Source organism: Bacteroidota bacterium, assembly GCA_020161395.1.
In the GTDB taxonomy this organism is placed as follows: domain Bacteria; phylum Bacteroidota; class Ignavibacteria; order Ignavibacteriales; family Ignavibacteriaceae; genus UTCHB3.
Map to the genome: position 1 here is coordinate 596,633 of JAIUOE010000002.1, position 18,488 is coordinate 615,120.

At 42.4% G+C, this 18,488-nt stretch carries 18 protein-coding genes; 2 read left to right on the top strand and 16 right to left on the bottom strand.

The window, feature by feature from the left end:
• Positions 1 to 7: 7 nt before the first annotated feature.
• From LCH52_05035 to LCH52_05105, 15 genes are all read right to left on the bottom strand, one after another.
• Positions 8 to 586 (bottom strand): hypothetical protein, encoded by a 579-nt coding sequence (locus tag LCH52_05035; protein MCA0387841.1) that lies wholly within the window; start codon positions 584 to 586, stop codon positions 8 to 10.
• Positions 576 to 1,880 (bottom strand): cell division protein FtsA, encoded by a 1,305-nt coding sequence (gene ftsA / locus LCH52_05040; GenBank protein MCA0387842.1) that lies wholly within the window; start codon positions 1,878 to 1,880, stop codon positions 576 to 578. Before ftsA ends, LCH52_05035 begins: the two co-directional genes overlap by 11 nt.
• On the bottom strand, positions 1,852 to 2,634 hold the full coding sequence (locus tag LCH52_05045) for a hypothetical protein (GenBank protein MCA0387843.1): 783 nt from the start codon (positions 2,632 to 2,634) through the stop codon (positions 1,852 to 1,854). The genes ftsA and LCH52_05045 overlap by 29 nt, the downstream gene beginning before the upstream one ends.
• A gap of 3 nt (positions 2,635 to 2,637) precedes the next feature.
• Positions 2,638 to 4,020, bottom strand: a complete 1,383-nt coding sequence (gene murC, locus LCH52_05050; GenBank protein MCA0387844.1) for a UDP-N-acetylmuramate--L-alanine ligase — start codon at positions 4,018 to 4,020, stop codon at positions 2,638 to 2,640.
• A 12-nt stretch (positions 4,021 to 4,032) separates the two neighbouring features.
• The gene (gene murG / locus LCH52_05055; GenBank protein MCA0387845.1) at positions 4,033 to 5,121 is read right to left on the bottom strand and encodes an undecaprenyldiphospho-muramoylpentapeptide beta-N-acetylglucosaminyltransferase; all 1,089 of its coding nucleotides are present in this window, start codon (positions 5,119 to 5,121) and stop codon (positions 4,033 to 4,035) included.
• Complete coding sequence (locus tag LCH52_05060; GenBank protein MCA0387846.1) at positions 5,118 to 6,257, bottom strand: FtsW/RodA/SpoVE family cell cycle protein; 1,140 nt, start codon at positions 6,255 to 6,257, stop codon at positions 5,118 to 5,120. The genes murG and LCH52_05060 overlap by 4 nt, the downstream gene beginning before the upstream one ends.
• Entirely contained in the window at positions 6,254 to 7,606 is a 1,353-nt protein-coding gene (gene murD, locus LCH52_05065) for a UDP-N-acetylmuramoyl-L-alanine--D-glutamate ligase (GenBank protein ID MCA0387847.1), read from the bottom strand. The genes LCH52_05060 and murD overlap by 4 nt, the downstream gene beginning before the upstream one ends.
• Positions 7,607 to 7,610: 4 nt before the next feature.
• Positions 7,611 to 8,720, bottom strand: a complete 1,110-nt coding sequence (gene mraY, locus LCH52_05070) for a phospho-N-acetylmuramoyl-pentapeptide-transferase (GenBank protein ID MCA0387848.1) — start codon at positions 8,718 to 8,720, stop codon at positions 7,611 to 7,613.
• Positions 8,721 to 10,103 carry a UDP-N-acetylmuramoyl-tripeptide--D-alanyl-D-alanine ligase gene (locus LCH52_05075; protein MCA0387849.1) on the bottom strand — a complete coding sequence of 461 codons (1,383 nt, stop codon included), beginning with the start codon at positions 10,101 to 10,103 and terminating at the stop codon, positions 8,721 to 8,723.
• 9 nt (positions 10,104 to 10,112) lie between these two features.
• The gene (locus tag LCH52_05080; protein MCA0387850.1) at positions 10,113 to 11,597 is read right to left on the bottom strand and encodes a UDP-N-acetylmuramoyl-L-alanyl-D-glutamate--2,6-diaminopimelate ligase; all 1,485 of its coding nucleotides are present in this window, start codon (positions 11,595 to 11,597) and stop codon (positions 10,113 to 10,115) included.
• Positions 11,581 to 13,587, bottom strand: a complete 2,007-nt coding sequence (locus LCH52_05085) for a transpeptidase family protein (protein ID MCA0387851.1) — start codon at positions 13,585 to 13,587, stop codon at positions 11,581 to 11,583. Before LCH52_05085 ends, LCH52_05080 begins: the two co-directional genes overlap by 17 nt.
• Complete coding sequence (locus tag LCH52_05090; protein MCA0387852.1) at positions 13,577 to 13,909, bottom strand: hypothetical protein; 333 nt, start codon at positions 13,907 to 13,909, stop codon at positions 13,577 to 13,579. The genes LCH52_05085 and LCH52_05090 overlap by 11 nt, the downstream gene beginning before the upstream one ends.
• A gap of 2 nt (positions 13,910 to 13,911) precedes the next feature.
• A complete protein-coding gene (gene rsmH / locus LCH52_05095) occupies positions 13,912 to 14,835 on the bottom strand; it encodes a 16S rRNA (cytosine(1402)-N(4))-methyltransferase RsmH (protein MCA0387853.1) in 924 nt (307 codons plus the stop codon).
• Positions 14,819 to 15,286 carry a division/cell wall cluster transcriptional repressor MraZ gene (mraZ, locus tag LCH52_05100; protein ID MCA0387854.1) on the bottom strand — a complete coding sequence of 156 codons (468 nt, stop codon included), beginning with the start codon at positions 15,284 to 15,286 and terminating at the stop codon, positions 14,819 to 14,821. Before mraZ ends, rsmH begins: the two co-directional genes overlap by 17 nt.
• A gap of 270 nt (positions 15,287 to 15,556) precedes the next feature.
• Positions 15,557 to 16,762: a methyltransferase domain-containing protein gene (locus tag LCH52_05105; GenBank protein MCA0387855.1), complete on the bottom strand. Its 1,206-nt coding sequence runs from the start codon at positions 16,760 to 16,762 to the stop codon at positions 15,557 to 15,559.
• A gap of 101 nt (positions 16,763 to 16,863) precedes the next feature.
• On the opposite strand from LCH52_05105, the gene LCH52_05110 reads away from it, so the two are divergent.
• Positions 16,864 to 17,031 (top strand): hypothetical protein, encoded by a 168-nt coding sequence (locus LCH52_05110; GenBank protein MCA0387856.1) that lies wholly within the window; start codon positions 16,864 to 16,866, stop codon positions 17,029 to 17,031.
• Positions 17,031 to 17,714 (top strand): M15 family metallopeptidase, encoded by a 684-nt coding sequence (locus LCH52_05115; GenBank protein ID MCA0387857.1) that lies wholly within the window; start codon positions 17,031 to 17,033, stop codon positions 17,712 to 17,714. Before LCH52_05110 ends, LCH52_05115 begins: the two co-directional genes overlap by 1 nt.
• Before the next feature lie 106 nt (positions 17,715 to 17,820).
• On the opposite strand, the gene LCH52_05120 is transcribed toward LCH52_05115, so the two are convergent.
• Positions 17,821 to 18,414, bottom strand: coding sequence for a DUF3365 domain-containing protein (locus LCH52_05120; protein MCA0387858.1), 594 nt, complete (start codon positions 18,412 to 18,414; stop codon positions 17,821 to 17,823).
• Positions 18,415 to 18,488 lie beyond the last annotated feature (74 nt).

Consider the following 18,488-nt stretch of genomic DNA (forward strand, 5'->3'; position numbering starts at 1 on the left):
CTCCGTACTATAAGTTTTTTAATTCAGCCTGTTTAAAACTTTTGACTAAAGAATTGATAACACTCATCATCAATTCATTTTTTGACTTTTCTTCATTAGCTTTCAGCAAAAAATCACCGTTGTTTTTCTCGAGCATATAAAGTCTATACCCGTTTTTAAGAAAGAATTCGAGATTCTCTGTTGTTACTTTGTCTTCATGGCTCTGCAGTTTCACTGCGATAAAACTTGGGTCTGTTCCTGTCTCCTCTGATGCCCTTACCAGCATCGGGGTGACAGATAATGCAAGGGGATCTTCTGCGGTAAACAGAACAATCATCGAAGCAGATTCACCCAACAAAAAGAGGATGGCTTTCTGCAGGTTATCAAATTCCTTCTGATTCAGAAAGAGTATCGAATCATCAACATAAAAGTCTCTGATTCCCTCATTCACAATAAGTTTCTTCCCGGCACTGTACTTCTTCAATTCATTTTCATCGGTTCCGACAAAAACGAACTTTACTTTGTCAAGAAATTTTTCACTGACGCTCTCGAGATGATCCGAGAGGAGCTTTCCAATTACAAAGATTACCGGTTGTTTAGAGATCATCAAACTGACTTTTTATTTGAGAGAGAAAATCTTTGAATTTGCTCCTGCTTTTTGTCTTCGAGTCTTGTTTCACGGGTTTTTCGGCTTTGTTTCTGGTGAAGAATCCCTTCTTTTTCTTCGGTTCCTCGCCTTCATCGTCCGAAGAAAAATCTTCCTCGATCGGCAAAAGAAGTCCGAGAACAGATGAATAATCGGGTTTGTTCAGCTTTCCGAATTCTCCCTCGAAATGACTCTCATCAGGAAGCCCTATTCTTGCGGGAGCACCAAAAACCTGCTCCGCCAGATCGGTTATTCCTTTTAACCATGCTCCACCACCGGTGATTACAATTCCCGCCCTGATCTTGTTCTTTACATCAGCTTTTTCAAGTTCGTTGTTAATCATTTTAAAGAGTTCTGCCACTCTGCTTTTTATTATTTGTGTGAGCAGACTTACAGGTATCTTGGTGCTTGGTCTGGGACCCACACCCTTCACTGTGATCAGATCGTCTTTTATAATTGCGGACTCGGTCGCATATCCGTAATCCAGTTTCAACAACTCGGCTTCTTCCTCAATAACGCTTAAAAACTCTTTGATATCGAGGGTAACGCGGTTACCTGCGATGCCAAAAACTCTCGAAAACCGTATCGCATTCCCCTGATAAATAAGTACATCTGTGCATCCCGATCCGATATCGATCATCAGGATTCCAAGATCCTTTTCCGCAGGTTCGAGTACTGCCGAGGCTGAAGCAAGTGACTGCATCTTCAGGTCAGAGACCTCATATCCGGCTTTTTTAACCGCTTTTCGAATATTATGGATAGCTCCTGAAGAACCCATCACCACATAATTTGCTGCTTCCAGTCTTGAGCATGCAACTCCCAGCGGTTTGGAAACACTTCCCTGCCTGTCAACAAAAAATTCTTCGTGAAGAATATGGAGTATCGTCATATCCTTCGAAAATGAAATGCTCTGTATGTCCGATTTCAGGCGGCGAAGATCGTCAACCGTTACAACCTGCTCATCGTTTGTAATGCTTACATAGTTTCTCGACCTTATACTGCTCAGATTTTCACCGGAAATACCGGTCACTATGTTGGTCGCTTCCACCTCAGCTTCAGCTTCTGCCGCTTTTATGGCATTTTTAATCGATTCTGCGGTGCTGATGATGTTACTTACTTCTCCTTTGAGCAATCCGTCACAATCTGCCTCGCCACTACCAAGAATCTTGAACCTGTTTCGGTCAATTTTTTCGGCTATTACGGCACGAACTTTGGTAGAACCGATGTCAAGCCCTGTTATTATCTCGTTTTTCATCTTTCTTTTCCATTTTCTTCGTCTTGCCCAAAAATATTTTTCCGGAATACCTCAGGTCTATATATTCAATTTCTTTATTAAGGGAGAGCTGCTCACTCATGTCTCTGATTTGCTTCAGAATCAGAATCTGCTCGGCAACCCCTTTTTTCTTGCAAATGACAGGCGGCTTCATATCGGAAAACACCAGAACGATGTCGCCACCCTGTCTTAAATCAATCTCGGAGAGACTTGTAGCCATCGTACCGCCAATTAAACGGCAGGCTTTGGCTATTTTATACCCCGGTAAAATAGTGGAATCCGGAAATATCCTGAAATAACCGGCTTTATTCACTTTCGTATTCCGAATTACAGGCCAGTCAAAGTTTTTTAACTCGCTCATCAAAGGGAGCAATTCAAGCTCTTTTGAGATGAGCATCAGTTTATCACCGGAATAAACAGACAGAACAATCTCTTTTTCAACAACTGTTATCTTTACAATCCCCTCTTCTCCAAGCTGCATCTCCACACTTTTTAAATACGGGTGGTTCAGCAGTCTGTCGTAAAGGACATTAAGCGGTGGAAATTCACCCTTTTCAGGTGACGATTTTGTAAACCTGATATAATCTTCAGGTGTGAGCATTGATGCTCCCGTCAACTGATACCCCGTAATCTTCTGTTCTATCTCCTTCTTCATAAAGAGCCCCGGCAGAGCCGTTGCTCCGGCTGCCAGAATGACAAGAAGAATGAGTGCGGGGATAATCCTGCTTTTTTTCATCGCTTATTTCTGACCGGAAGTGTACAGTTCAACAAATTTTTCACCATACTTCCAGATGTCGCCCGCTCCAAGAGTAACCACTATATCTTCGGGTTCTGTAATTTTCTGAAGTACAGCCGGTACATCCTCTTTGTTTGGAACATAGATAACATTTTTGTGTCCCATTTTCCTGGCAGCATCTGCGACCAGTTGACCTGTCACCCCTTCAACGGGTTCTTCCCGGGCGGGGTATATATCGGTACAAATGAAAATATCAGAGTTGAGGAAAGACCTGCCGAATTCCTGATAAAAATCACGCGTTCTTGAATAGAGGTGTGGCTGAAAAACTGAAACGAGTCGTCTTTGCCAGCCGGCTCTGATTCCTTCCAATGTGGCAGTTGTCTCAGTAGGATGATGTCCGTAATCATCAACTACCATAATTTCCTTGTCATATTTCACTTCAAAACGACGGTAAACTCCGTTAAAACGCTCCAAGGCAGTTTTAATAACATCAAAAGGGACTTCCAGTTCAAGAGCGATGGTTACCGCAACAAGTGAATTTTTAACATTATGCAGTCCCGGTACCTTAATGGTTATATCGCCAAGCACTTTTTTGTTGTAAACAACCGTATATTTTGTTTTGTAACCGTCATGCACGATGTTAACTGCACGAAGGTCCGCCTGCGGTGTGATGCCGTAGGTAATAACTCTTTTGTTGATGTATGGTCTGATATCCAAAAGTGCAGGTTCATCCATACACAGAACAACAAATCCGTAGAAAGGCACCTTGTTTGCAAACTCAATAAATGCACCTTTGATATCATCAAGATCTCTGTAGGTATCAAGGTGCTCCCTTTCGAGAGTTGTAATGGCTGCTATTGCCGGCATTAATTTCAAAAAAGTCCTGTCGAATTCGTCGGCTTCAACCACGATGAAGTCACCTGCTCCGAGTCGTGCGTTTGTTCCGCCAAGACCTGAAAGTTTGCCACCAACTATGATGGTAGGGTCAATCCCGGCTTCAGTGAGCACAAGTCCTGTCATTGAAGTGGTGGTTGTTTTACCGTGTGTACCGGCGATTCCGATGCCATATTTTTGCATTCTCATAGTTTCGGCGAGCATTTCAGATCTTTTAATCACAGGAATATTTCTGTGAATTGCTTCCTGAACTTCGGGATTCGATTCCACTACGGCAGAAGAATAGACTACCACATCCACATCTTTGATATTGGATGCACTGTGTCCCTCATAGACTGTAGCACCGATTGATTCAAGTCTTTCTGTAATGTCACTTTTATTTTTGTCGGAACCCGAAACCTCAAATCCCTTCGAAATCAGAATCTCCGCGATGCTGCTCATTCCGATTCCACCGATACCAACAAAATGCACTTTAGTAAATTTTGAAAACATTCAATCCTCTAACTAAATAATTCCGGATCTGCAGGCATTTACCACTCTGCCGGCGATCTCTTTTGCGGCGTCAATTCCGCCAATTCTTTCCTGATTTTTTCTGATCTCTCCCAGTCTTGCTGAATCAGAAATCAGCATTACAATTTCTTCTGCAAGCTGGAGGGAAATTTCTTTTTCCTCAATCAAAACCGCGGCACCCTCGTCCGACATCGACCGGGCATTCTTATACTGATGATTTTCAGCAGCATAAGGAAACGGAACAAGTATAGCCGGCTTCCTCAAATAGACAAGTTCCGCAATTGTTGTGGCTCCCGCTCTGGCTGTCACCAGATCTGCAGCGGCATAAACTTCGTTTACATCATCAATAAATGAGAGAACCTTTACATTTTCCGATTCATATTTCCTGTACTCCTCGAAAGATAATGCTCCCGTCTGCCACAATAAAAATATTCCCGCTTCTTTGAATTTCTCCAGAGAACCAGCAATTGCATTATTAATTGCCTTTGCACCCAGACTTCCACCCATTACCAGCAAAACTTTCCTGTCGAGTCCGATTCCCAGTTTTTTACGGGATTCTTCACGGGATACTGAAGTCAGATCCTTCCTTACCGGATTACCCGTTACAAAAATTCTTTCCTTCAACCGCAGATAAGAGGCTGCATCCTTAAACATCAGGTGTATTTCGGTTGCCTTTTTTTCAAGAAGCCGTGTCGTAATTCCCGGATAACTGTTTGGCTCAATTAAAAATACTTTTGCACCCATAATGTGAGCACCTGTTACCGATGGTCCCGAAACATATCCACCCGTCGCAACTATTGCCTGTGGTTTAAATTTCATCGCAATTGCTATCGACTGAATTATGCTCACCACCAGTTTCACAGGGAAAAGCAGATTCTCTTTTATGCTTTTTCTCGCAAAACCTGAAATCCAGATACTTTTAAATTTAAATCCGGCTTCAGGAACAACTTTTCCCTCTATTTTATCCCTGGTGCCCAGGAAAAGAATATCGCAATCGGGAACCATGTCCCTGACCCGTTCAGCGACAGCAATCGCCGGAAAAATATGTCCCCCGGTTCCTCCGCCCGTGAACATGATTCTCATACTGTCTGTTCCTGCCAGGTTTTGGCTTCTTTTGGTTCCTTTACTTTGGCTTCTTTGGGAACTGCTGTCCAGCCGATATTAAGGAGAATGCCAAGTGATGCACATACAATAATAATCGCTGTTCCACCGTGACTTATTAGCGGCAGCGGCAGACCCGTAACGGGAAATACACCAATTGCCACGGCTGCATTTACGAAAGCGTAAAGTGCAATGGAAAATGAAATTGAAAACGCGAGAAGTTTTCCAAATTTGTCTTTTGCGTTTTTGGCGATAAGTATTCCGAAAACCAGAATTGTACCGTAGCCAAGCAACACAAGCACTGTGCCCAAAAGACCCGCTTCCTCACCCACGATTGCAAAAATAAAATCTCCATAAGCTTCGGGCAGAAACAGATTTCTCTGTGCACTGTTTCCCAATCCCACTCCAAAAAAACCACCGCTTCCAAGTCCATAAAGTGACTGCAGTACCTGTGGATGAAAATCCCCGTTTCCAAACACCGCACCAACATGCGAAGCAATCCTCTTCAAAGAGTGAGGTCTTATGAGTGCATAGGCAAGAGCCAGTGTGGCAGCCGAGGCAGCAAACGACAAAAAGTGTTTGCTCTGGATGCCTGCAACAAAAAGTACGGTAATCCCGATCGCAAGAATCAGAACACCGTTACTGACATTGGGCTGAAGAAAAACAAGACCCGCTACTGTCATAATCCAGATCATTGGATTGATGACCCCCTTTTTCAAATCAGTGATGTCGTCTCCGACTTTTTCAAGCATTGCAGCCAAGTGGATGAAAAGTGCGAGCTTCACAAGTTCCACGGGTTGAAATGACACACCTGCAATACTGATTGATCTGAGTGATCCCTTGATCGACGGAGCAAACATGAATGTCATTATCAGCAGTCCGATTCCCCCGATTAGCACCCATTTGCTGTATTTTTTGTACCAGTGATAATCAACAAGCATCAAAATCAGCATTATCACGATGCCACCGATTGCCTTGCCAATGTGTCCCCAAAACAGATGCTGGGGATTGTCAAACTTCATGTCTGAAAAGGTGCTGCTTGCACTAAGAACGAGCATGGATCCAAAAAGGACCAGTGCTATCGATACTATCAGAATCATGAAGGCATAAAATTTCAACCGGCAATCTCCTTCACTGCAGATTTAAAAACTTCACCGCGGTGTTCATAGCTCTTGAACATGTCAAAACTTGCACACGCCGGGGAGAGAAGCACCACTTCCCCTTTTTCGGCTTCTGCATGTCCCTTTTTCACACAGTCTTGCAGACTTCCAACGATTTCGACTTCGACAATTTTTGAGAAATAGTCATATATTTTTGATGCAGAGTCACCAATCGCATAGATCTTTTTGACATTTTTTTGGACAAGATCATGGATCAAATCGTAGTTGTTCCCTTTATCAAGTCCGCCAAGTATCAGAAAAACCGGGGAATCAAAGCTTCTAAGAGCGTAAACAACCGAGTCGACATTAGTCGCTTTGGAATCGTTGATATACACTATTCCATCACCGGAGGGAACGGGTTCCAGTCTGTGTTCAACAGCCTTAAACGACTTCAGAGCCTCTTCAATTACTTTTTTGTCAATACCGGCATCTATCGCCATCGTAATTGCCGCGGCAGCATTTGCGAGATTGTGCTCACCTTTGATCTGCAGGTCGTTAATTTCAAATGAGCAGATAAAATTTCCGCCAATTCTTGTGACCAGTCGCGGATGCGAAAGATAAGTACCGTTTTCCACTTCCTTTTTTGTGGAAAAAAATCTGAGCGATGCACCCTTGTAACCATTTTCCTTCAAAACTTCATCGTCAGCATTATATAATGAAATATCGCTTCCGGTCTGATTCTCCACAATCCGGTATTTCGAGGAAATGTAATTTTCGAACCTGTTTTCATACCTGTTCAGATGATCCGGCGTGATATTCAGAATTGCAGCCCCGTTTGGTTTGAATTTTTCAATCAGATCCAGTTGAAAACTGGAGACCTCAAGAGCCACCAGACTCTCTTCATCGCATTCGAGAGCTATTTCCGAAAATGCTATGCCGATATTCCCCGCTGAAAAAGATTTTTTGCCGGAAAGAGAAAAGATATGGTACAACAGGGAAGTGGTTGTGGTTTTTCCGTTTGTGCCGGTGATTGCGTAAATTTTTCCTTTGCATAATGATGCTGCAAATTCAATCTCGCTGATCATCCTGATGTTTCTCTTTTTCCCCTCGAGAATAACTGCCGATTCGAGCGGCACGCCGGGCGATACAATCATCAAATCACAATCAAAAACTCTCTCACTGTTGCTTCCCGTTTCAAATTCGATTCCCGCAGATTTCAACCTGGAGGTGACATCAGCAGTTTTTTCAGGTGCTCCGCTGTCACTGACGAAAGGAATTGCACCCGACTTTGCAGCCAGATATGCCGCCGCCTCACCACTTCTTGCAGCTCCGATAATTGAGATTTTCATTCCTTTGTAACTTGTCACGGACTTACCTGATCTTAAACGATGTTAAACTGATGATCGCCAGAATGATTCCAATTATATAGAATCTGACGACTATTTTAGGTTCTGCCCATCCAATTTCTTCAAAATGATGGTGAATTGGTGCCATCTTGAAAACTCTTTTTCCAGTTCCTGTTTTTTTCTTCGTGTATTTGAAATATGATGTCTGGATAATTACCGAGATGGTCTCGAAGAAAAACACACCGGCAAGAAACGGAAGCAGAAGTTCTTTGCGTACCATGACTGAAATAATTCCCAAAGCACCACCGAGTGCAAGACTCCCCGTGTCTCCCATGAATACCTGTGCGGGATAAAAATTGAACCATAAAAAGCCCAGGCCCGCTCCGATAAGAGCCGCTATAAAGACTGTCAGCTCACCTGAACCCGGCAGATAAAGGATATTCAAATAATCGGAGTAAATCGCATTCCCCGAGATGTAGCTTATCAGACCGAGTGCCAGCATCGCAATTATTGTCAAACCGATTGCCAGTCCGTCGAGTCCATCCGTAAGATTGACTGCATTTGAGGTGGCTGTGATAATAAAAATGATCGCCGGAATGTAGAGATACGACAAATCAAGATTTAAATCCTTAAAGAAAGGGATGGTCGTCAGTCCCTGCACATCAGCAAACTCGGGTGAAAAATACATTACAGCACCGACAAGCAACCCGACTGAAACCTGACCTGCAAGTTTATAACGGGCAATCAGTCCGTTTCGCATTTTCTTTACTACTTTTAAGTAGTCATCCAGAAATCCTACACCGCCGAGCAAAAGCGTCCCCAGCAACAACAGCCAGATGTAGGTGCTTTTCAAATCTCCCCAAAGTATCACAGGAATAAACACACATACCAGAATAATCAGCCCGCCCATGGTTGGTGTACCGGCTTTACTGAGATGCGACTGTGGACCAAAATCCTTTATTTTCTCGCCAATCTGATGCTTTTGCAGTGCCTTTATAATTTTCGGAGCAAAATAAAATGCCATGAAAAGCCCCGTAATGGCTGCAATTGCTGATCTGAAAGTCAGAAATTTAATCATGTCCAGACCGGGAGGATTAAAAGTTTTGTTCAGGTAATCCAGTAAATAATAAAGCATCTAATTGCCTTTTTCTTTCAGGAAATTAACAATTACCTCCATTTGCATTCCTCGCGAACCTTTTACGAGAACAAGGGAGTTTCTGAATTCATAATTTCTCAGGTATTCAATCATTTTCTCTTTGGAAGTGAAGTATGTCGAATTAATACCTTCAGCTTTTGCTGCGGAGTGGAGGTGCTTCATATTCTTCCCGGTAAGAAAGAGGGTTTTTATCCTCCCTTTCTTTAGTGAGTGTACCAGGTCAATATGCATCTGCACAGCGTTTTCACCAAGTTCGAACATGTCTCCAAGAATCACGATTTTTCTCTCATGGATGATATCTTTTTTCATCGCTTCGAAAGCACTTTTCATACTCTCAGGATTTGCATTATAGGTATCATCGATTACATCAAAACCGTCAAGTGTGCTTCTGTTCATTCTTCCCTTGGGAGCCTTTACCAGACTGAATGCCTCCCCGATCTCCTGAAGAGTCATTCCGCACTCAAGTGCAATTGCAGAAGCCATGAGTGCATTATCACAATTTTTTTTGCCGTACAAAGGAAGTTCAAATCTGACTGAGTTGTTACCTGCTTCTATTTTCATGACCGGCAAACCGGACTCGGAATAGTTTAAGACTGTGCCGGAAACATCCATCCGGTTTTTCATCGAAATTTTTGTTGCGTCAGGATATTCCCTTATCATCCTCTTGAGGAAAGGATCATCGCAGTTTAGAATAACCTTTCCACCTCTGGCAGCAGTTACCTCGAGCAGTGCTTCCTTCTCTTTTCTGACTCCCTTTCTGTTGATAAGGAACTCCAAATGGGAGTCGCCAATATTTGTTATGGTCGCAATGTCAGGTTGAGCAATATTCGCCGAATATCTTATTTCCCCGAAATGATTTGTGCCTGTCTCACAAACCACAAACCGTGTGTCCCTGTTTGCATCAAGCAAAGTAAGCGGTACGCCGATGTGATTGTTGTTATTAGCCACTGTGGCTACTGTCGGATATTTCGTCCGAAGAAGTGTTGCCACCATATCCTTGGTAGTTGTTTTACCATTGCTTCCGGTAATCCCGATTACGGTGGCACCAAGCTTTGCTCTCCATGCTCCCGCAATGCTCCCTAATGCTCCCACGGTGTCGGGAGCACCGATAACGGGAGCACCAGACCGTGCCCCCGGAGCATAGCGTGACTTTTTCACAACTACACAACCTGCTCCCTTTTCAAGAACCTCACTTATAAAATCGTGACCGTCGAACTTATCTCCCTTAATCGCGATAAAAAGACAACCATGAGTAACCTTCCTTGAATCAATCACAACGGATGAAAAATGCGTATTTTCATCAATATTCGCAGATTTGAATTCACGGTTGCTTGCTTCAAGAATATCTTTTACTGTGATCATCTTGTTTTATCAGATTTGAGACAAATATTTATTTGCAATTTCGCGGTCTGAGAAATGACTCTTGACACCTTTAATTATCTGGTAATCTTCGTGTCCCTTTCCCGCTACCAGAATGATCGCATTATCAGGGCTTTCGATTATCGCTCTTTTGATAGCCTCTTCACGATCGGCATAAACAACAAAATTATCCTTTTTGATACCCGCTGTAACCTCATCTATGATAGCTACCGGATCTTCATCTCTCGGATTGTCACTTGTTATTACTGCCCTGGTGGACATGTCAGAGGCTATTTTGCCCATTACCGGACGCTTTGTTCTGTCACGGTTTCCGCCACATCCAACAACTGTATAAATCGGGGAATCTCCCGCAAGTTTGTTGATACTGATCAGTACCTGCTCGAGAGCACCGGGACTGTGCGCATAGTCAATTAAAACTTTTTTGTTTCCTTTTTGAATAAGCTCAAACCTTCCATCCACTTGAGGTGCCTCCAGTATTCCGGCAGTGACAAGTTCCCTGTCAAATCCTGCCTCGACCATAAGAACATAAGCTGCAGCGGCATTGTAGGCATTAAATTCACCTACGAGGGAAGTTCTCAAATCGACTCTTGTCCCGTTGTGAAGCAGAGTAAATGAGGTACCTGAAAAATCGTAACTGATATTTTCGATTGTGTATCTACCGCCGCTTTTGCCGAATCCAATTTTTCTTCCATCAGTATCCTTAGATATAAAGCAGCCGTATTCGTCATCGATATTATAAACAGCCGGTGCTCCGCTCTTCAAACCGTCAAACAATATCTTCTTTGCAGATGCATAATCTTCCATAGTCTCGTGAAAATCACGGTGTTCGCTGGAAAGATTTGTAAAGACAGCACCGTCATAATCGAGACCGAATGTCCTTTTCAGGTAAAGGGAATGTGATGAAGCTTCCATCACGGCAGCGGTACACCCCTCTGCTCTCATTCTTGCAAAAAGTGCATTTAACTCCACGGATTCGGGAGTTGTAAGGTCTGTTGGAATTTTTTCATCCCCAATCATATTGGCGATGGTACCGATCATTCCGGTTTTATGTCCCGCTTTTTCAAGGATATGCTTTATGATAAACGATGTAGTGGTTTTTCCTTTTGTGCCTGTTACACCGAACAACAGGAGGTTTTTTGAAGGAAATCCATAGTATGCATTTGCGAGTTGAGCAAGTGCTTTTCTTGAATCTGCCACAACAATCTTTGCCTGACCGCTCCTTCTGAATATTTCATCAGGGATAGAGTGCAGGTCTTCAACAATCACCGCTGCCGCTCCTTTGCTGTAGGCATCAAGGGCGTAAAGGTGACCATCGGTCTTGTATCCCTTTACAGCCACAAAGATGGAGTCTTTGGTAACTTTGGCGGAGTTATAATAAATCCCTGTGATCTCTTTGGCAAAAAAATCACCGGTTAATTGAATTACTGAAAGATGGTCTAATATTTCGTTTAATCTCATATCAATAAATGTTTGCACCGTAAACCGGTTTTTCCTGCAATATCAGGTTGATTTTCAAATTTTTTCGTATGGCTGAACCGGGTTTAATACTCTGCTCGATCACTCTGCCCGAACCCGTCCAGGTGACTGCAAGATCAAGTCTCTTCGCCACGGCAATTGCTTCCTTCAAGGAAACTCCTTTTAAATCAGGCATCTCTTTTGTGTCAAGCTTCCCGGCATCCACTCTTTTTATTCTAACTTCTTCTTTAATTTCTGTTTCCGGTTCATCTGTCTCACCTTCAGGACTGATGATCTCGATATCATTCTCTTCCGGAGTGCTGTCGAGTTTCAGGTTACCCCCGATTGACTTGTCAAGAACGAGTATTCTTCTCGCGACATTTTTAAAGACCGGAGCCGCCACTTCACCACCTGTGATTCCGATGCTCTTGGGTGAATTCACAAGGATCAGACAAATGTACTTTGGATTATCAGCAGGGAAAAATCCAATAAAAGAAGAGTTGTAGCGTTCTTTCGAATATTCGCCATTAACTATCTTCCTTGATGTTCCCGTTTTCCCGCCGATTTTTATTCCTTCAATCCGTGCTTTTTTCCCTGTTCCGTTCTCAACAACATCAGCAAGGAGTGAACGGATAATTTGAGAAGTCTCTGCTGTGATCACTTCCCTGATTTTAACCGGATTGTTAAATTCTTTTATGTTTCCCCTAACATCCTTAATCTCTCTTACAAGAAGCGGTTTGTAGAGCACTCCACCATTTATAAGAGCCGAGTAGGCAGTAATCAACTGAATCGGAGTGAGAGAGATTCCATATCCGTAGGCAATTGAACCTTTAGTCGTGCCGGACCATTCAGCGGGCAGCCCGAGCCGTCCTTTAACTTCACCCGGTAACCCTGCATAGGTATAATTTCCGAAACCAAAACTTCTCAAATACTGATAAAAATCGTTCTTTTCCATTTTCTGAGAGAGTTTTAGCATTCCGATGTTACTCGAATACCTTATTATCTCTTTCACCGTCATTGAAGCCTGTCCGTGATGATCTTTTATTTCCTTCCCCATGAAATTGTATCTGCCGTTTTCAGTATTAACCACTGTGGAAACGGTAGCCAGCTTTTTATCGAGTATTCCGGCGAGTGCAATACCTTTAAATGTCGATCCCGGTTCATAAACATCGGAGATGGCTCTGTTTCTTCTTGTATCATCCGAGAATTTCATATATTGTTCAGGATCATACGAAGGATAATTAGCCAGTGCAAGAACTTCCCCGGTATTTGGATCCATCACAATACCGGTGGCATTCTCGGCTCTGGCAGCTTTCACCCCGGCTTCAAGCTCCATTTCGAGAGCTCTTTGAATTGCCCTGTCGATGGTTAATCCTATGTTGTCACCCGGGACAGCATCTTTGTAATTTTCCTCGAGCACCGACATAACAGCACCTGTCCCGTCCTTAAGTACGAATCTGCTTCCTTCTTTCCCTTTTAACAGGTCGTTGAAACTCGATTCGATACCGTCAGTTCCTTTCCCCTCCCGATTCACAAATCCCGTTATGTGGGATGCCAGCGATTTGTACTCGTAAACCCGTGTTGGATCGGGCTCGTAAAAAAGTCCGTCCTTCACAACATTTTTTAGCTTTAATGCTTTCTTCGCATCGACCTTCTTTAAAATGCAAAAAGTTTTCTTCGACGAATCGATCTTCGCTTTCAGTTCAGTGTAATTCAACTCGAGAGAATCTGCAAGAATTTTGGCGATGACTGAATCCTTTTTATATTTTCTTGCAAGCTTTGGATCGACAAAAAACGAAACTTCATTTTTAGTATAGACCAGAATGGTACCATTCCTGTCAAAAATCGAGCCTCGTTCGGGCAGAAGTGGTTCAATACCAACCTGCTGTTTGTTTGCAAAATAGGAATAGTCCTCAGCCTTCACCACTTGAATAAAAATCAGTCTGGTGAGCAAAACCCCCAGAAACAGGGTCATTACCCCGATTATGAGAAGGATTCTGTTAGTGCTCATTTAACAGATTAATCCTTTCTTCCAGATCCTCAACCTGCTCCTTCGATATGGTGACGGGAGCAGTTGTATCATTTGCAACTGTGAGATTGAGTTTGGATTCAGCCAGAGGGACAAGAAATTCTTTTGACACAAGCTTGTCGAGGATCGCCTTGTTGGAATTGATTCCGGAGAGTTCAATTTTAATCTCCGACTTAAGGTCATCAATCTGTTTCGACAGTTTGTTGCTTTCGATGTTCATACTGATATAAAAATACGCCATCACCGCAATGACAATTGCAAAGGAGAGATATAATGCGATATTTTTTTTGTATGACTTCTTCATTTTCAGATTTTTTCAGCCGCTCTGAGTTTTCCGCTTCTTGCTCTTCTGTTTGCTTCCACTTCGGCAGCAGAAGGAGAAACGGGCTTTTTAGTCAAAATCTTCAAAGAGGGTTTTTTGTTGCAGATGCAAACCGGAAAGTTCGGTGGACATATACAACCCTTTTCCTCCTCTTTAAAAAATTCCTTAACAATTCTGTCCTCAAGAGAGTGATAGGTAAGTATCACGATTCTCCCGCCCGGTTTCAGAAGTGTAATCGATTCCTTCAAAAATTCTTTTAAGGAATCAAGCTCCCCGTTCACCTCAATACGAAGAGCTTGAAACACTCTGGACAATCTTTTAAACAAAAACCTTTGAGGTGTAACAGTTTCCAACAGTTTTGCGAGATCGGTTGTGGTTTTAAAAGGCTTAATTTGTCGCTGTTTAACGATCAGTTTTGCCAGAAATCCACTTTGTATCTCTTCGCCATATTCCCTGAAGATCCTTGCGAGTTCTTCCGGTTCGGCATTATTTACAATCGCAGAGGCAGGTTTTCCCTCTGACTTGCTCATCCTCAAATCGAGTGGTGCTGTAACTCTGTAGGAAAATCCCTCGTCACTTTCGTCGAGCTGGTAGGAAGATACACCAAGATCTGCAAAAATCCCGGAAAACTGATCGACCTGCTCCAGCCTGGCAGCTATCCCAATTTTAGTAAAATTAAAATTGTAAAGCCTGACCCGGCTGTCAGTAGAAAACTCTTCCAAAGATTTATTGAAGACTGTTTGATCGAGATCTGTTCCAATTAATATGGCATTCGGGTTCAGTTTCTCAAGAAACCTTTTCGTATGCCCGCCGAAACCGAATGTCCCGTCGAAATATGCTCCGTCTTTGTCTGTTATTAAATATTCTACAGACTCTTTGAGGAGTACAGGACTATGAAACTTGTCCATTTATTTGCATCACATTTTCGGCAATGTTTTCAAAGCTGTCCACAGAAGCTCTTTCATATTGCTCGTAGATCGCAGGATTCCAGAACTCGATTCTGTTCAACGAACCCAATACCAGCACTTCCTTCTCAATTTTGGAATATTCGAGGAGATGCGGCGGGATAATTACTCTCGACTGACCGTCCATCGTCTGCTCTTCAGCGCTGTGAAGAAAGATTCGAATGAATCGTGCATGACTTTTGTTGTACTGGTTCAACTTTGAGAGATTATCCTCGATCTTTGCAAATAAATCTTTAGGATACAGATCGATACAATGACCTACCTCATCCAGACCCACACCTTTGGTTAGTACCAGGGTGTTCTCAGCAGCCGGACTGATAAACTTCTTCAGCTTCGAAGGAATACTGATTCGGTTTTTGGAATCTAGAGTATGTAAAAAGTGTCCTTTGAACACTCAGGCGGTCCTTTTGTTTGTTTTTGGTTTGTTTTGTGGGCAGTTTACCCACTTTTCCACACTTCACCCCAAAACTTACTTATTTTTTCGCAAATAGTCAAGTAAATTTTAAATTATTTTAAAATAATTTTACAGACGAAACTTTTAATTGTACTCAGGATAATGATTTACGGGTTTTATCGAAGAACTTGTGGAGTGGACTGTTCTGATGTGGGGCAAATTCCCATGAAATCACGGGAATTTCAATATTGGAGTCTAATAATGCTTTTTTTACTTCTTTTTGAGCTTTGCCATAAAGAAACCGTCAAAACCTGTGTCTGCCGGTGAAATCGATTTTGACTCGATCAGTTCAAACTCATCTTTGCGGTTGGCAAGAAATTTCCTGATCTGGTGCTCATTTTCGGAAGGAAGGATGCTGCAGGTAACATACACGAGAGTGCCTCCCTTCTTCACCATTGTGGAATGGAGAGAAAGTATCTCCTCCTGCGTTTTTATCAGCTCTTCAATTCTCTCTTTTTTGAGTTTCCATTTGGCATCGGGGTTTCTTTTCAGAACACCAAGACCCGAACAGGGTACATCAAGCAAAACAAGATCAGCACTTTCAGAAAGCCTTTTGATTACTTTCGAACTGTCGATCAATCGTGTCTCAATTATTGAAACTCCGTTCCGCTTGGCTCTTTTCCTTAGCTCAAATAATTTTTTATCCTCTATATCTAGCGAAAGTATTTTCCCTTTGTTTTTCATTACTGCAGCCAGGTGAAGAGATTTGCCACCGGCTCCGGCACATGAATCGATCACTCTCATGCCCGGCTTTACTCCGGTGAAGTATGCCACCGTCTGAGATGATGCATCCTGAATCTCGAAAAACCCCTTTTTAAATTCATCCGTCAGAAAAATGTTTTTTCTGCTTTCGAGGATAAGCGCATCAGGGAAAGCGGGATTTTCCTTCACAGGTATATCCTGTTCGGCAAGTTTTTCAGTCAGATATCTCTTGTTTGTCCTGAGTGAATTGACCCTGATTATCACCTCCGCCTGTTTGTTCAGGGCAATCAGCTCCTTTTCCCACCGTGCTCCCAGTTCCTGCTCCCCAAGTGCATCAAGCCAGTCAGGGACAGATTCCCTGATTTTTCTAATCTGTTTCCCCTCTTCGAACCGTTGAAGCAGTTTTTCCTTTTTCAGCCCGGTCCCGTCGAGCATTACCTCATCGATCTGGTGATTCAGGAAAAGCCAGGCAATCACGATTTTTCTTAATTGCTCCTCATTTTCTGTCCCTGTGGATGCTGCGTAAGCAATCAGTCTGAGATGCCTGATTATTTCATATGACGATTCTGCGATAAACTTCCTGTCTCTGCCGCCCCACTTTGGATTGGTTTTAAGTACATAATAGATAACAGAATCACTGTATCTGTTCTCAAGAATGGTCATGGTCGTGATCTTAATTACAGCTTCAACAAGGTTTTTATGGATTTTTTTCATCTGGTGGGACTGTCCGGCTCCGGATTGATTCTAAAAAAGAGTGAGAAATAAAGTAAATTTGACATGACTAATTTAACAGATTAACAACAAGTAACCGAATTATGAAAAAACCCGGAACGATTTTAGGATTAACTCTGACTCTTGGCATTCTGCTTGCCATGTTTCTTACGAAGATTGTAGTTGATGCTTTAGTAACAGGAGTAATTGTCATTGGACTGGCACTTCTGATCGGCATCTTTTTGGAATATTTTAAGTTTATGAGGAAGTGATGGCATACTATCCCCTTTTCCTGCTGTCAGTATTTTTGCTTTCTATCACGATTTCACAGCAGCCGACAGTCGCAGTTGCGCAACCGGGCAAAGTTAAAACTCAGGCTGTAGATACCTCAGAGGTGTTCCTAAAGTCTGAACTGGAATCGATGGTAAAACTGAAACTTATCTCCAGCAAGCAGAAGGATAAGCTCTTCGATATCCTGAAAGCGGTGGAAGTTGATTATCTCGACACAAACAATGAGCGAAAAAAAGGATGGTTGATTACCCACAAAGATGTAGCTCATACAATTACAAAAATATTCAAAACATTAGCCGATTCAGGATTTGTAATTGAAAGAATCGAGCCAATGAGTAAATACAAATGGTCAGACAGCAGCTCTATGGCACACAACAATACCTCCTGTTTTAATTACCGGCTTGTATCAGGAACCCGGAGCATCAGCAAACATGCGAATGGACTCGCCATAGATATAAATCCTTTCTGGAACCCCTTTGTTTCCGGAAAATACATTTCGCCGAAAGGTGCCAGGTATGATATAAAGAGACCCGGCACCATCCATAAAAAGGCATTTATCTATAAAATATTTAAGGAAAACGGCTGGACCTGGGGTGGAGAATGGATCCCCTACCAGGACTATCAGCACTTCTTTTATGACAAAATAAAAGTAAAAAGTTTTTAATTTTTTCTTAATGTATTACTTTTATCAAATTAGTTTAAGATTCAGTCAAAAAAGATAAATAAACTGTTTTTAAGAAAGTAACACTTTAAATATTTTTTTATAAATTCTATTTAATTTTTACTTTGACCGATACGGCACCTCTCAGGTCTCCGGGTTTGAAATTTACAGCTTTATCATCGGGATATTTTTCAGATAAAATCTTTTTAATCCCTTCAGGTATCTGCTCCTCTGTGCCATGACAAACCACACACTCCTCCGAGAGTAAAATTGGTTTTACCAGATGAAGGGTTCTTTCACTACCATTCTTTTCCACTCTAAAGAGAACAGTGTCTTTATTGAAAGTGCTCCCTTTCATCATGTTTTCAAATTCCTTCAGCCACATCATCTCACCTGCATCCGGAATATTCCTGTCATTTCTGTTCAGGAAAGCCACTCTCCGGATATCAATTGATTTCTCCCGTGAAAATTTGTTTGTAAACTCCTGTGCCGTGTCTGAACAGACAGTCAATGCGGCTTCAGTACCGCCGCTTTTCATCTCTTTTACGAGGATACCTTTCAACTCTTTTAAATATGTATTGGCAGCGGATAAAGCCTCTTTTTTTGCCGCTTCGAGCGCTGCATCCTTCTTTGGTTCAACTTTTCTGATGCACCCCGTCAGCAATAAAGCTGTCAGAACTGTCAGCACAATCAGGTTACGCATAATTTCTCCGTTGTTATGGTAATTGGATGTTTAAAAATAAAAGAGGTTGCTTTTATTTTTCATAAAAACAACCT

What these genes read in the sequence shown, in the direction of transcription:
- LCH52_05035 (MCA0387841.1), bottom strand. Translation starts at nt 586, where the DNA reads ATGATCTCTAAACAACCGGTAATCTTTGTAATTGGAAAGCTCCTCTCG.
- ftsA (MCA0387842.1), bottom strand. Translation starts at nt 1,880, where the DNA reads ATGAAAAACGAGATAATAACAGGGCTTGACATCGGTTCTACCAAAGTT.
- LCH52_05045 (MCA0387843.1), bottom strand. Translation starts at nt 2,634, where the DNA reads ATGAAAAAAAGCAGGATTATCCCCGCACTCATTCTTCTTGTCATTCTG.
- murC (MCA0387844.1), bottom strand. Translation starts at nt 4,020, where the DNA reads ATGTTTTCAAAATTTACTAAAGTGCATTTTGTTGGTATCGGTGGAATC.
- murG (MCA0387845.1), bottom strand. Translation starts at nt 5,121, where the DNA reads ATGAGAATCATGTTCACGGGCGGAGGAACCGGGGGACATATTTTTCCG.
- mraY (MCA0387848.1), bottom strand. Translation starts at nt 8,720, where the DNA reads ATGCTTTATTATTTACTGGATTACCTGAACAAAACTTTTAATCCTCCC.
- LCH52_05075 (MCA0387849.1), bottom strand. Translation starts at nt 10,103, where the DNA reads ATGATCACAGTAAAAGATATTCTTGAAGCAAGCAACCGTGAATTCAAA.
- LCH52_05085 (MCA0387851.1), bottom strand. Translation starts at nt 13,587, where the DNA reads ATGAGCACTAACAGAATCCTTCTCATAATCGGGGTAATGACCCTGTTT.
- LCH52_05090 (MCA0387852.1), bottom strand. Translation starts at nt 13,909, where the DNA reads ATGAAGAAGTCATACAAAAAAAATATCGCATTATATCTCTCCTTTGCA.
- rsmH (MCA0387853.1), bottom strand. Translation starts at nt 14,835, where the DNA reads ATGGACAAGTTTCATAGTCCTGTACTCCTCAAAGAGTCTGTAGAATAT.
- LCH52_05105 (MCA0387855.1), bottom strand. Translation starts at nt 16,762, where the DNA reads ATGAAAAAAATCCATAAAAACCTTGTTGAAGCTGTAATTAAGATCACG.
- LCH52_05110 (MCA0387856.1), top strand. Translation starts at nt 16,864, where the DNA reads ATGAAAAAACCCGGAACGATTTTAGGATTAACTCTGACTCTTGGCATT.
- LCH52_05115 (MCA0387857.1), top strand. Translation starts at nt 17,031, where the DNA reads ATGGCATACTATCCCCTTTTCCTGCTGTCAGTATTTTTGCTTTCTATC.
- LCH52_05120 (MCA0387858.1), bottom strand. Translation starts at nt 18,414, where the DNA reads ATGCGTAACCTGATTGTGCTGACAGTTCTGACAGCTTTATTGCTGACG.